Below are 12551 nucleotides of genomic sequence, written 5' to 3' on the forward strand. Positions count from 1 at the left end.
ACATGCTCAAAATAAGATATTGTTGATTAATTATGTTTGAAGAACTTACCAATAGATTTGACGCCATTTTCAAGAAGCTCCGTGGACGCGGTAAGCTTAATGAGGAAAACATCGCCGAGGCTGTGCGTGATGTCAAGAGGGCACTGCTGGAGGCTGATGTCAATTATCGTGTAGTTAAGAAGTTCAGCGCGGCTGTTCAGGAGAAGGCTCTTGGAAGTGATGTTTTACAGAGCATTACACCCGGACAGCAGTTCGTTAAACTTGTCTATGATGAACTTGCTTCTCTTATGGGTGGTTCTGCCCGTCAAATTAAGCTGCACACAAACAGGCTTAATATAATCGTTGTAGCTGGTCTTCAGGGATCTGGTAAAACCACTGCCTGCGCTAAAATGGCACTACATTTCAGGAAAAAAGGTCATCGCCCGATGATGGTTGCCTGTGATACTTACAGGCCTGCGGCAGTTGATCAGCTCCAGACTCTTGGGAAATCTTTAGGTGTTCCTGTTTACTCAGAAAAATCATCAAGGCCTGTAGAGATAGCAGCTAATGCCATAAAGCAGGCCGAAGCTGAAAACATCTCTCTTCTTATTATTGACACGGCCGGACGGCTCCATATCGACGAAGAGATGATGGCGGAACTGAAAGAGATCTGTTCTCTTTCCAAACCCGATGAGATCTTTTTTGTGGCTGATGCCATGACTGGGCAGGATGCGGTGAATGTGGCCCAGCAGTTTCACCAGGAGATTAAATTTACAGGGGTGATCCTCACAAAGCTCGATGGTGATGCTCGCGGGGGTGCCGCACTGTCAATTCTTGATATTACCGGTGTACCGGTTCTGTTCGTGGGTGTGGGTGAGAAACCCGATGCTTTTGAGGTATTCCATCCCGAAAGAATGGTTTCCAGAATTCTCGGAATGGGTGATATTGTCTCTCTTGTGGAAAGAGCACAGGAGACAGTTGATATCGAAAAAAGCAGGAAACTCGAAAAGAAAATACGGAAAAACAACTTTACACTTCAGGATTTCCTCGATCAGTTAAGACAGATAAAGAAGATGGGCCCCCTCAGTGACCTTCTGGCTATGATTCCCGGAATAGGCGGAGCTCTTAAAAATACTGAGGTGGATAATGGAGCGATGAACAAAATCGAGGCGATTATCTGCTCCATGACCATGTTAGAGCGTGAAAAACCGCAGTTGATTGATGGCAGCAGGAAGCGCAGAATAGCATCAGGGAGCGGTACCACAGTTCAGGATGTAAATAAACTGCTCAAGCAGTTTGATTCGATGAAACAGATGATGAAAAGGATGAATAAGATTGCAGGAAAACGGGGACAGGCTGCGGCTTTCAGAAGTCTGTCTCCTTTTTAAAATAGATAACAATTAACCTGGTTTTTCCAGCAACATTTAACCTAAGTGCAAGGAGTGAAACTTGCCAGTAAAAATCCGTTTGGCCCGGATGGGCAGGAGCAAAATAGCAAAGTACCGTATTGTGGCCGCTGACAGCAGAATGAGGCGGGATGGGCGGTTTCTTGAGGCTGTAGGTACCTACGATCCTCAGGCTAACCCGAAGAAGTTTGAGTTCAATGCCGAGCGCATGAACCATTGGATCAAAAACGGCGCACAGCCTACTGTGACAGTCAAAAATCTGCTGAGGCAGGACCGTTTTTTTGAGAAGATGGAAGGTCTCGAAAAAGGGTTGACACCTGAACAGCTCGGAATTGAGCGTAAAGGGGAGCGTAAACGCAAACCAAAGCCTAAAAAAGAGAAAAAGAGCTAAATCCTGTGCCGCACTCTCCTTTGCACGGTGATATTGTAGCCGTGGGAAGAATAGTGAAAGCTGTGGGTATCGAGGGCTTATGCGGGGTTGAGGTGTTTGGCTCTTTTCTCCAGAATAAAAAACCGCCATTGCAGGTTTTTCTTGGAGAGAACCAGAACCAGACCACCCCTGCGATTTTAGAGGAAATCTCTTTTCGCCCGGGTATCGCCGTATGCCGTTTCCAGGGTGTAAACGACCGCGATGCGGCACAGATGCTCCATGACCGCCTGATTTTTGTTGAATCCGACTTGCTTCCGGAGCTCGATCAGGACGGTTATTACAGTTTCGAGTTGGAGGGAATGGTCGTGTATTCTGAGGAAGGGGATTATATTGGTTCAGTCCAGCGGGTACACAGCTATCCTTCTGCAGATACTCTGGAAATTAAAAGGAGAAATGGTGCAGAGTTGATGATTCCACTGATAGCTGATGCGATACTGAATGTCGACAAAAGTAAACAACGCATCACTGTAAAGAAAAGCTTTATAGAGGAATTACTGTAGGCCTGAATCACCGGATCAATAAAGATGTTCTTTGATATTCTTACGCTTTTTCCCTCGATGTTTCAGGGAGCATTCTCTGACAGCATAATCAAACGTGCTCTGGAAAAAGGTATCATTTCCATTGATATCCGCAATATCAGGGATTACTGTGATGCTGATGACCGCCATAAGACAGTTGATGATTATCCTTACGGCGGTGATGCGGGGATGCTTCTGAAACCGGAACCTCTTGCCAGAGCAATAATTGATGCCAGGGAGAGAAACCGTGAACGGGACCCGCTTGTGATTTTTCTCTCCCCACAAGGAGAACTGTTAAATCACTCTATCGTGGAGAGCCTTACAAAAGAGAAATCACTGATTCTTCTGTGCGGGCGGTACAAGGGAATTGATGAGAGAATAAGGCAGAAGTATGTCGACAGGGAGATATCGATCGGGGATTATGTCCTCTCCGGAGGTGAGATCCCTGCCATGGTGCTGGTTGATGCGATTACAAGGCTGATTCCCGGTGTGCTGGGGAATAGAGACAGTGCAGAAGGGGACACTTTTTACAGTGGATTGCTGAGTCATCCGCAGTATACCCGCCCTGAGGAGTTTGAGGATATGAGAGTGCCGCCGGTTCTTCTGAGTGGCCATCATGCAAATATCCTGAAATGGCAGGAGGAAATGTCTATCGAATTAACAAGGAACAAACGTCCCGATTTGTGGGAAAAGTATGTGAAAGAAAATAAAACGATAAAGGAATAATTCATCAGATTCGTGAGGAGGTATCTGTGCAGGAGTTAATGAGGTCAATCGAAAAAAAACAGATGGCGAACCGTAAGGTCGATTACGGTCCTGGAGATACCATTACTGTTTCTTTCCGTATTAAAGAAGGTGAGAAGGAAAGAATTCAGCAATTCCAGGGTGTTGTGATTCAGACACGGGGAACAGGGACAGGGACTACTGTTACTGTCAGAAAATCTTCCAATAATGTGTATGTGGAGAGAATTTTTCCCGTTTATTCACCTCTTGTCTCAGATATCAAAGTTTTAAAGCGGGGAAGAGTACGCAGGGCAAAGCTTTTTTACCTGCGCGGAAGGACTGGAAAGTCAACTCGTATCAAAGAAAAGAAATAGCCTTTCCGAATCAGATATCACTATAGTGTCGAGGAGAAGACAGAAGTCTTCTCCTTTTGTATTTTTATCATATTTACTGACCGGCAGTATCAAACATGTGACATTCTGTGCATTGTAAAGCAGTGGATAGAGGGATTACTCTGGTTTGTCGATTCTGAGGGAGAATAGCTGCTGGTTTTTCAGGAGGAGATTATACTGAGATCCCTTAAATGGTACAGGTCTCTTTCAAGAATGAAAGAGCGTGTTGAAAGCGGCTTTTTTCTTCTTGAAGGTGTAAAGGCGATAGAACAGGTTTCCTCTGTTAAAGGTAGTATCGATGAGATCCTGATTACCCGGGGAATGAACATTGATGGGGATCGGTTTGGATGTCCTGTCCGGGAGATCTCAAGTTCTCAATTCCTCTCAATAAGCAATGCCAGAGCTCCTCAGGGCATAATTGCTGTAGTGAAGCTTCCTTCTGAAACATACAGTTCTGGATTGCCCCCTGAGCCCGGTTCAAAGATCCTGCTCCTTGAAAACATACAGGACCCCGGAAATATAGGCACTCTGCTCCGCACTGCTGTTGCATTCGGTTTTTCGGGTGCTTTACTGTCGCTTCAGTCTGCTGACCCTTTTTCTCCAAAAGCCGTACAGGCTACAGCCGGAACAGTTTTGTCGTTGTGGATAAGACGCTCTGACAACTACCTTCAGATCGCATCATCGCTGAAACAGATGGGGTATTCTATTCTTTCAGCAGATGTAAAAGGAGATTCGGGTATCGATTTCTCCCGAACAGAAAAAATGGTAGTTGCACTGGGGAATGAGGGATCAGGTCTGACCGCTGAGATTCTGAAGCTCTCAGAAAAAAAATTCAGAATACCGATAAGCAGTAACGCAGAATCTCTTAATGTTGCCGTATCAGGAGCGATAGCGATGTTTTGTGCAAAGATGGGTTACGGGTGTTAGAATTTGACGGCGGTTCAGTTCAGTTCGTAAACAGAAATCCTTGCCCGTCCCTCTTTTTTCGAGCGGTACATCGCTTCATCAGCCCGCTTTATAAGAGACTCCTGATCCTCACCGGGTATGGCCTCGGTGATACCGACTGAAAGACTCGTTTTACCAAACTTCAGAGTTCCAAACTGTTTCTGAATTCTCTCTGCAACTACTACAGCCTGGGATTTATCAGTATCGGGCAGAACTATTACAAATTCATCACCACCATAACGTGCTCCGGTGTCGATATCCTGACGTATGCAGGATTTGATCACCTGGCCTAAAAAACGAAGGACCTCATCTCCCTTCTGGTGGCCCTCTGTATCATTAAGAGCCTTAAAATGATCGATGTCCAGCAGAATAAGAGACAGTTTCAGAGATGGATTTCGTTTAATACGGGTCAATTCCCGCTTGATCTGATCATGGAAATATCGTGAGTTGTAAAGGTTTGTAAGATTATCTGTAATGGCAAGCTTGCTCAGCAGTTCGTTTTTCTTTTCAAGTTCAAGCAGAAGTTTTTTCTTCTCAGTTATATCTTTGGCTGTTACGACAAGACCGATTATCTGGTTGTTGTCGCTTTTCATCTCCGACATGCTCAAATCAACCAGAATTGTTTCTCCGCTTTTTGTCTTCATCGCTATTTCTTCATTTACTGATTTCCCCGACATGAGAACCGTACTGAGGACTTTCCGCTGATCTGATTCATTTTCAAAAAGGCAGGAGAGCGGTTTCCCCACGATCTCTTCCTGGGTGTAGCCAAAATGAAGCTGTGAGCCCTTGCTGAATTTCAGAATGTAACCATCTGTATCCATGGAAAAGATTATATCCGTGGAATCCTGAAGAATACTTTCAAAGTATTTGGAAATATTCTGGAACCTGCGCGTAATCAGTTCCCCTTTAGAGACTTTCTGTGCGTATTCTGATATGGTTTTCTGTAATCCGATCGTCAAAATGGCGCAGAATGAAGCTGAGAGAAGGGACAGGATAACAGTAAGAGTAAGACTGAGAAAAAAGTAACCAGCAGCAACAACAAAAGCGCTGATCAGGAATACCAGAGAGGCCAGGAGGTAAGTTTGTTTTGATGTTAAATTGTTGAGTCTGGTAAGAATAGAAAAAATATTACGGTGCATTCTGGTATCAGGTTTTAAATAGAAGCCTTATATAAACAAATGATCTGATTTATATTACAACTGTTCAGGTTAATCAACAAGTAAACATTAGTGGTCTGATAATTCAGGCATCTATATAGTTACTTACAGCATAAAATAAGTATATAATTGTATAAAGTCTACAATTAAGAAGTGTCGGGTTAATTTTGCATTATGATAAGGGGAACATTGAAAAAAAGTAAAGGACAACTTGAAGCGGAGATCTCCGATGCTCTTACTCGTTTTGAAAAGGAGCACATGGGGCGGGGACCGCTTGAAATAAGGACTTATATTGTCGATGACATGGTCATTGTCAGGCTTAAAGGCGTGCTTACTAAAGCGGAACTGAATCTGGTAAAATCAGATCGTAATGTTCGTGCCAGAGAATTGATTAAACAGGTACGGATAGAACTCATCGAAAACGGGCGCTCATTGCTCGAGGATATGATTAAAGGAATCACTCGCCGTAAAATCAGAAGCCTGCATACGGATGTAAGTACTATTACTGGTGAAAAACTGATTGTTTTTTCATTGGATCGGGCCCCGGAGATAGGATAATTACCTTGGAGTCCGCTTTGAGCAGATTAAGGTTTGGTCTAATTGTTCCCCTGTGAGGAGAGTTTGTGACTTAGTTGTTATCTCAGTCACAAAATTACCTTTGTGTTAAGTCCTGGAATTACCTCTGAGAAGAAATCCTGACTTAAATCATTAAAATAACCAAATCGTCCCGGGATGAATATCTGTATTCATTTCCCTTGATCAGAGTTCAGTTCTTTTATATCTTTATTATTTCGGTTGATATCGGGATGACAATAATTTCTGGTCAGCTCTGATATAGGCCGGAAAATAAGGTTTTATCAAGTCTATCTGGCCTTGGGAACAGGGCAGAGCGGAAGTGAGGGGACCAAAGAACTGCAACCGCATTTCTCTGGTCTTTTTTTTGCCTGAAAGAAATTTCTTTTTCGAAAGGGTTTTATGTCTAATCAGAAATTGCTCAACTGGGTTAAAGAGTGGACTGAATTATGTCAACCCGAATCGGTCGAATGGGTTGATGGGTCAAAAGCTGAGTATGACAGATTACTTAAGTTGATGGTTGAGGAGGGGCTTGCAACACCTCTTAACCCTGAGAAATTGCCCGGCTGTTATCTTTTCCGTTCAGATCCTTCCGATGTTGCACGGGTAGAAAACCGTACCTATATAGCATCAAAGAGTAAGGAAGATGCCGGACCTACCAATAACTGGATCGACCCAGTCCAATTAAAGGAAACAATGAAGGGACTTTATAAAGGATGTATGAAGGGAAGGACGATGTATGTTATTCCTTTCAGCATGGGACCTATTGGCTCTCCCATTTCCAAAATTGGGGTTGAGATTACAGACTCTCCTTATGTTGTGGTAAATATGGCTATAATGACGAGGGTCGGTTCTAAAGTTCTTGAAGTATTGGGGGATGATGGTGAATTTATCCCTTGTGTGCACTCTATCGGGAAACCGCTTGCAAACGGTGAAAAAGATGGTGGGAAGTGGCCATGTGCTCCGATTGACAAGAAATATATATCCCATTTTCCGGAAGAACGGGCGATCTGGTCCTATGGGTCAGGTTATGGAGGAAATGCGCTGCTTGGGAAAAAGTGTCTGGCTCTTCGTATCGCATCCTCAATTGCCCGTGATGAAGGTTGGCTGGCTGAACACATGCTTATTCTGGGTATTACCAATCCTCAGGGAAAGAAAAGATATGTAGCCGCGGCTTTCCCCAGTGCCTGTGGAAAGACAAATCTGGCCATGTTGATTCCCACCATTCCTGGATGGAAAGTGGAGACCATTGGCGATGATATCGCCTGGATGAAATTTGGAAAAGACGGACGTCTTTATGCTATCAATCCGGAAGCGGGTTTCTTTGGTGTCGCTCCCGGAACATCTATGTCATCCAATCCTAATGCGATGAAATCCATCGGCAAGAACACTATCTTTACCAACGTCGCCCTTACATCCGATGGAGATGTCTGGTGGGAGGGGATAGGGTATGATGCACCCGGGAAGCTTATTGACTGGACCGGAATGGAGTGGAATACTGCAACAGCAGCCAAGCCTGCGGCTCATCCTAATGCCCGTTTCACTGCTCCGGCGGTTCAATGTCCGGCAATTGCTCCGGAATGGGAGGATCCAGAAGGTGTTCCCATCAGTGCGTTTCTCTTTGGAGGAAGGCGTCCAAGCACAGTCCCGCTGATTCATCAGGCCTTTAACTGGGAGCATGGTGTGTTCATGGGATCGATTGTTGGATCAGAAGTTACTGCTGCTGCTCTGGATTTAAAGGCCGGCACAATCCGTCGTGATCCTTTCGCGATGCTTCCGTTCTGCGGATATCACATGGGAGATTACTTCCAGCACTGGATCAGCATGGGCCAGAAATCGAGTCCGGATAAACTGCCTGGAATTTTCTATGTTAACTGGTTCCGCAAATCATCAGATGGAAAATGGCTGTGGCCCGGCTATGGCGATAACAGTCGTGTGCTTAAATGGATCTTCCAGCGTTTGGAGGGGGAGGTTGATGCAGTAGAAACCCCCATTGGATATGTCCCGCAAATGAATGACATCGATGTGCAGGGATTGCAGATATCTGAATCAAATATCAGAGAATTGCTGGAGATCAATTCGCAGGAATGGTTAAAAGAAGTTGAATCTATAAAGGAGCATTATATTACTTTTGGCTGCAGGCTTCCCAAAAAACTCTGGGAAGAGCTTGAAGCTCTTGAGTCAAGATTGAAAAAAGCATAATTTTACTAATTCAGGTGATTATTATCTGAATTTACAGGAGGCTTACAATGCCCTGGTTTATTAAAACCAAGTCGGAGCGCGAAGCCCGGAAAAAATTGGCAGATGATATCTGGGTCAAATGCCAGTCGTGCAATGCTCATGTTTTCAAGCAGGATTTTCTGAACAATATGAGCGTTTGTCCCAAGTGCAACTGGCATGGAAAACTCACTGCCTACGAGAGAATCGGCATCACCTTTGATTCCGGCACCTTCAAGGAATTCAATGAGACAATCTGCCCATCTGATCCCCTTTCATTTGTTGATGGAAAGGGACCTTATACTGAGAAAGTGGATCAGGCTAAAAAGAAAACTGGATTGAATGAGGCAGTGATAACTGGTACAGGGAAGATATGCGGCACATCGGCTGTAATCGCAGTAATGGATTTTCGCTTTCTGGGTGGGAGCCTTGGCTCTGCAACAGGGGAGAAGATCCTTCTTGCGGCAAATTACGCCTGTGAGCATCGCCTCCCATACATCGTCTTTTCTGCTTCTGGTGGAGCCAGGATGCATGAGGGAATTCTTTCTCTTATGCAGATGGCCAAAACTTGTGCTGGCATAGCACGGATGAATGAAAAGAAGTTGCCCTACATATCCGTGATGACTGATCCTACTACCGGTGGAGTCTCAGCATCTTATGCTACTGTAGGAGATGTAAATCTTGCTGAACCAGGAGCTTTGATTGGTTTCGCAGGAAGACGGGTGATAGAGCAGACAATCAAGCAGAAACTGCCTGATTCGTTCCAGACTGCCGAGTTTTTACTCGATCATGGATTTGTAGACATGGTTGTTCACAGGAAAGATCTCAAAGAGACTCTCCACAAAATCCTTTCTTTTTATAACCGATAAGGATCTGAAATGGAACGTGAACTTGATTTTGAAAAGCCGATTGCCGAGATGGAAAAGGCCGTCGAGAAGCTTAAGAACATAAGCACGGAGAATAAGGGGGATTTTTCTGCTCAGCTTTATGAATTAGAACAAAAGCTGATTGAGCAAAAGAAAGAGATTTATGAAAATCTGACTCCCTGGCAGACGGTTCAGGTTGCACGTCATCCCCGTCGCCCCATATTGATGGACTACATTCAAAACATATTTACCGGCTTTATGGAGTTCCACGGTGATCGCTGTTTTGGTGATGATCGTGCCTTGATTGGCGGCTTTGCCCTCCTGGATCAGGAAAAAGTGATGCTGATCGGCCATAATAAAGGTAAAAATGTAGAAGAAAATGTGGAGCGCAATTTTGGAATGGCCAGGCCCGAGGGCTACCGTAAGGCATTGAGATTGATGAGGTTAGCGGAAACATTTAATGTTCCGGTTGTAACCTTTATCGATACTCCCGGAGCTTATCCGGGTCTTGATGCTGAGGAGAGAGGGCAAGCCGAGGCTATTGCCCGAAATCTGACCGAAATGGCAAAAATCGAGGTGCCGATCATCTCTGTTGTAACAGGTGAAGGTGGCAGCGGTGGTGCTTTGGGAATTGGAGTAGGGGATGTAGTGCTGATGCTCAATCACGCAGTGTACTCTGTGATCTCTCCTGAGGGCTGCGCATCCATACTCTGGCGTGATGCATCTTTCTCCTCAAGGGCTGCCGAAGCACTGAAGATCACTGCCAAATCACTGCTGGAACTCGATATAATCGATGAGATCATTCCTGAACCTCCAGGTGGTGCTCATACCGACCCGCTTAAGACTGCACAAGAGGTGAAAACAGCTATCTTGAAGCATCTCAAGAAGTTAACATCGTTGTCACCAGCTAAGCTTATCTCTAAACGATTTGAGAAGTATTCCGCAATGGGAAAATTCAACAAATAAACGGAGAATCCTGTGACCAAGAAAAATCAGAACCCTACAGAAGATCAACTGCATAAGATTCCGCTTCGTATCACTGATACCACTCTTCGTGATGCTCATCAGTCCTTGTGGGCTACGAGGATGAGAACTGATGATATGCTGCGGATAATCGATGTGATAGACAATGTTGGCTTTTACTCTCTGGAATGCTGGGGAGGGGCTACATTTGATGTGTGTTTGAGATTCCTGAGGGAAAATCCCTGGGAACGGCTGAGGATGATCAAGGCCAAGGCTAAAAACACACCTTTGCAGATGCTTCTGCGCGGACAGAATCTGGTCGGCTACAGGAATTATGCTGATGATGTTGTTGACAGGTTTGTTGCACTCGCCTGCGAAAACGGTATAGATATTTTCCGGGTATTTGATGCTCTTAATGACACCAGAAACCTGGAAGCTGCTTTGAAAGCTGTCAAGAAGCATGGCGGCCATGCACAAGGTACTTTGTGTTATACCATCTCTCCAGTGCACACTGTTGAAAAATATGTACAGTATGCAAAAGAGCAGGTTGATCTGGGGATTGATTCCCTTTGCATTAAAGACATGGCTGGTATTCTTTCTCCGATCTCTGCTGAGCGGCTTGTTCGTGCGCTCATTAAGGAACTGAATATTCCGATTCAGATTCATTGTCATGCCTCTTCGGGAATGGCTATTGCCACCTATGTTGAGGGAGTGAGGGCTGGTGCTGGTGCAATTGACTGTGCTATCTCTTCCATGGCTGGTTTTTCATCGCAGCCGCCGGTTGAGACGATGGCGGCCATATTTGCTGAGACTAATTACTCAGCGGGCCTTGACATGGAGGCACTGGAAAAGGTGGCGAGATATTTTGCTGAACTGTCTCCCAAGCGGAGGCCGTCCAATGCCCCGATGGCGATAATCGATCCGGAAATTCTGCTGCATCAGATACCCGGAGGTATGATATCTAACTTCAGGTCACAATTAGAGATGCAGAAAGCGCTTGACAAACTTCCTGAGGTGCTTAAAGAGGTTACAAGAGTTCGTGAGGATCTTGGGTTCCCGCCCCTGGTGACGCCCACAAGTCAGATAGTGGGGACTCAGGCTGTTATGAATGTTATTTCCGGAGAACGTTACAAGATAATTCCGAATGAAGTGAAAGATTATGTAAGAGGGTTGTACGGAAGGTCACCGGCACCGATTTCTGAAGAACTGATTAAGAAGATTCTGGGTGATGAAAAGCCGATCACATATAGACCGGCGGACCGGTTAGAGCCGATGCTTCCGAAATCCACAGATGCCATTGATCCAAAACTTATCGAGCATGAAGAAGATATCATTTCTTACATTCTTTTACCTGAACCTGCGTTGGAATATTTCAAATGGCGGGCGCTTGCACCTGAATCACGGCCTGAAACACCTGTTGATCTTGAACTGAAGAAGCTTAAGCAGGAGGTGAAAAAGGAGGCAGAAGTTGTAAAGACTCAGCAGGAAACTTCGGCTCAGGTTTCAGCGGCTCCAATAAGTCTTCCACCGGATTTTCAGGGAATCACAAAAGAGATAACAGAGAAAATAAGCGGGCTGGTTTTAGAGGAACTCATTTTCAGCAGGGGAGAGTTCAAGATTGCAATAAAAGCAACGGGGTCCACTTCCTCCACTGTTGCGGCTCCTGCATTAGCTCCTTCTGCACCGGTTGTTACTGCCCAGACAGCTCAGCCTGTTGCTCCTGCCCCTGCACCTGAGCAGAAGAAGGCAGAAGCGTCTGCTGATGTAACAAATATCAATCAGAAGACGATCAATTCACCACTTGTCGGTACATTCTATTCTTCTCCTGGTCCTGAGAAACCAAAATTTGTCAAAGAGGGAGATTTAGTTGAGAAGGGAGCGAAGGTGTGTATTGTAGAGGCGATGAAGCTTTTTAATGAGATATCCGCCCCTGTGAAGTGCAGGATTATAAAGATACTGGCGGCTGACGGTAAGGTGGTTGAAAAGGATCAGCCGTTGATTGCGATTGAGGAGCTGGAGTGATTTTTCCGGTTTTTTAGGGACGGACCATTTTTTTCTTTTTGGTTTTTGTGGGGCAGGTGGTGGCATCTGCCCTGTTTTTTTTGGGTGAGGGACGGACTAACTTTTTTTCCTCCTCCTCAGGGACGGACCATTTTTTATCTCTGATTTTCCTTCGGCCCAGAATTTGCATCTCCTTACCTCCACCTTACATCCATCTCATCCTTTCGCCGGAGGAAAATATGCCTCGAATGGCCCGTATAGAATCGCCTGGCTCTCTTTTCCACATAATGGCGCACTCTGTTGAGGGAAAAGAACTCTTTATCGATGATGACGACAGGCTCGATTTCCTTTCCCGTTTTGCGAAAGGGTTGAAAAAATGCG

At 45.2% G+C, this 12551-nt stretch carries 13 protein-coding genes; 12 read left to right on the forward strand and 1 reads right to left on the reverse strand.

What is annotated here, in order from left to right; genetic code table 11:
* Positions 1-32 precede the first annotated feature (32 nt).
* The 6 genes from ffh to GX089_03530 all read left to right on the forward strand — a co-directional run bounded on the left by ffh (position 33) and on the right by GX089_03530 (position 4375).
* Positions 33-1367 (forward strand): signal recognition particle protein, encoded by a 1335-nt coding sequence (ffh, locus tag GX089_03505; GenBank protein ID NLP01536.1) that lies wholly within the window; start codon positions 33-35, stop codon positions 1365-1367.
* Between the two features lie 61 nt (positions 1368-1428).
* Complete coding sequence (gene rpsP, locus GX089_03510; protein NLP01537.1) at positions 1429-1776, forward strand: 30S ribosomal protein S16; 348 nt, start codon at positions 1429-1431, stop codon at positions 1774-1776.
* A gap of 5 nt (positions 1777-1781) precedes the next feature.
* Positions 1782-2315, forward strand: a complete 534-nt coding sequence (rimM, locus tag GX089_03515) for a 16S rRNA processing protein RimM (GenBank protein NLP01538.1) — start codon at positions 1782-1784, stop codon at positions 2313-2315.
* Positions 2316-2339: 24 nt separating this feature from the next.
* Positions 2340-3059 (forward strand): tRNA (guanosine(37)-N1)-methyltransferase TrmD, encoded by a 720-nt coding sequence (gene trmD / locus GX089_03520; protein NLP01539.1) that lies wholly within the window; start codon positions 2340-2342, stop codon positions 3057-3059.
* Positions 3060-3097: 38 nt separating this feature from the next.
* The gene (rplS, locus tag GX089_03525; GenBank protein NLP01540.1) at positions 3098-3430 is read left to right on the forward strand and encodes a 50S ribosomal protein L19; all 333 of its coding nucleotides are present in this window, start codon (positions 3098-3100) and stop codon (positions 3428-3430) included.
* A 231-nt stretch (positions 3431-3661) separates the two neighbouring features.
* On the forward strand, positions 3662-4375 hold the full coding sequence (locus GX089_03530; protein ID NLP01541.1) for an RNA methyltransferase: 714 nt from the start codon (positions 3662-3664) through the stop codon (positions 4373-4375).
* Between the two features lie 14 nt (positions 4376-4389).
* Here the strand turns inward: GX089_03530 and GX089_03535 are convergent, their stop codons facing one another.
* The gene (locus GX089_03535) at positions 4390-5532 is read right to left on the reverse strand and encodes a sensor domain-containing diguanylate cyclase (protein NLP01542.1); all 1143 of its coding nucleotides are present in this window, start codon (positions 5530-5532) and stop codon (positions 4390-4392) included.
* Positions 5533-5724: 192 nt separating this feature from the next.
* On the opposite strand from GX089_03535, the gene GX089_03540 reads away from it, so the two are divergent.
* The 6 genes from GX089_03540 to GX089_03565 form a co-directional block, all read left to right on the forward strand.
* Positions 5725-6108 carry a DUF2294 domain-containing protein gene (locus GX089_03540; GenBank protein ID NLP01543.1) on the forward strand — a complete coding sequence of 128 codons (384 nt, stop codon included), beginning with the start codon at positions 5725-5727 and terminating at the stop codon, positions 6106-6108.
* 417 nt (positions 6109-6525) lie between these two features.
* Positions 6526-8325: a phosphoenolpyruvate carboxykinase (GTP) gene (locus GX089_03545; GenBank protein NLP01544.1), complete on the forward strand. Its 1800-nt coding sequence runs from the start codon at positions 6526-6528 to the stop codon at positions 8323-8325.
* A 47-nt stretch (positions 8326-8372) separates the two neighbouring features.
* Positions 8373-9209, forward strand: a complete 837-nt coding sequence (locus GX089_03550) for an acetyl-CoA carboxylase carboxyltransferase subunit beta (protein ID NLP01545.1) — start codon at positions 8373-8375, stop codon at positions 9207-9209.
* 9 nt (positions 9210-9218) lie between these two features.
* The gene (locus GX089_03555; GenBank protein ID NLP01546.1) at positions 9219-10172 is read left to right on the forward strand and encodes an acetyl-CoA carboxylase carboxyltransferase subunit alpha; all 954 of its coding nucleotides are present in this window, start codon (positions 9219-9221) and stop codon (positions 10170-10172) included.
* A gap of 57 nt (positions 10173-10229) precedes the next feature.
* Positions 10230-12191 carry an acetyl-CoA carboxylase biotin carboxyl carrier protein gene (gene accB, locus GX089_03560; GenBank protein ID NLP01547.1) on the forward strand — a complete coding sequence of 654 codons (1962 nt, stop codon included), beginning with the start codon at positions 10230-10232 and terminating at the stop codon, positions 12189-12191.
* Positions 12192-12409: 218 nt separating this feature from the next.
* Positions 12410-12551, forward strand: a 142-nt coding sequence (locus tag GX089_03565; GenBank protein NLP01548.1) for a hypothetical protein, incomplete at its 3' end; no start/stop codon positions are given.

Origin of the sequence: Fibrobacter sp. (assembly GCA_012523595.1) — a bacterium.
GTDB lineage: Bacteria > Fibrobacterota > Chitinivibrionia > Chitinivibrionales > Chitinispirillaceae > JAAYIG01.